Origin of the sequence: Corallococcus llansteffanensis (genome assembly GCF_003612055.1) — a bacterium.
Classification (GTDB): Bacteria; Myxococcota; Myxococcia; order Myxococcales; family Myxococcaceae; genus Corallococcus; species Corallococcus llansteffanensis.
This window is the reverse complement of record NZ_RAWB01001101.1, coordinates 1-847: the sequence shown is the minus strand read 5'-3', so window position 1 is coordinate 847 and position 847 is coordinate 1. Positions and strand designations below refer to the sequence as shown.

Annotated in this window: 1 protein-coding gene and 1 pseudogene; both read left to right on the top strand. The window is 71.1% G+C overall.

The window, feature by feature from the left end; genetic code table 11:
- A pseudogene (locus tag D7V93_RS47890) lies at positions 1-166 on the top strand (GspE/PulE/PilB domain-containing protein); the annotation flags it as partial.
- 9 nt (positions 167-175) lie between these two features.
- A partial coding sequence (locus D7V93_RS43585) for a cyclic di-GMP-binding domain-containing protein, MshE-related (RefSeq protein WP_120648727.1) occupies positions 176-847 on the top strand: 672 nt, incomplete at its 3' end.

The window sequence follows — 847 nt, the reverse complement described above, 5'->3', positions numbered from 1 at the left end:
GGCGGAGGCCCCTCGCGCGGCGCCCAACGGCAGCCCCGCGGAGCTGCTCAAGAGCGTGGAAGAGGTCCAGCGCAAGGAAGTCGCCGCGCTCAAGGCCATGGTGGAGCTGCTCATCGAGAAGGGCATTTTTTCCCGCGAGGAATACCTCGCCAAGGTCAAGCGGTAGCCAGCGGCCATGCGCAAGAAGATTGGTGAACTCCTCGTCCAGGCCGGAGTGGTCACGGACGAGCAGGTGAAGCAGGCCTTGGCCTCCGGGCGGCGCGGTCAGGGCCGCAAGCTGGGCGAGGTGCTGGTGTCCATGGGCCTGTGCAACGGCCGGGACATCGCGCGCGCGCTGGCGGCCCAGCACGAGCTGCCCTTCGTGCAGCTGCCCGAGTACATCCCGCACGCGGTGTCCTCGCTGGTGTCCATGGACTTCCAGAGCGAGCACCGCGTGCTGCTCTTCGCACTGGAGCTGGACGGCCGCAGCGAGAAGCTCCACGTGGCGGTGGAGGACCCCGGCAACCTCATGCTGGTGGACGAGCTGCGCTTCCAACTGCGCAAGCCCCTGAAGGTGTTCGTCGTCACGCCGGACGACCTGGACCGGGCCTTCGCGCGCGCCCGGGGCGAACCGCTGGACATCGTGGAGGCCGAACCCATGGACATGGATGAGGACGACTCGCCGGACATCCTGCCGTCGCCTCCGGTCGCCGCGCGGCCCCCCTCGCGTCCGCCGGCCCCGCCGACGCTGGACTGGGATCTGCCGCCGCCTCCGCCGGCCGACTCGCGTCCCGACGGCGCGGACGTACTGGAGGACCTGCTGGGCGTGAAGCCCCGGGCCGCTCCGCCGCCGCCTCCGCCCGCCTCC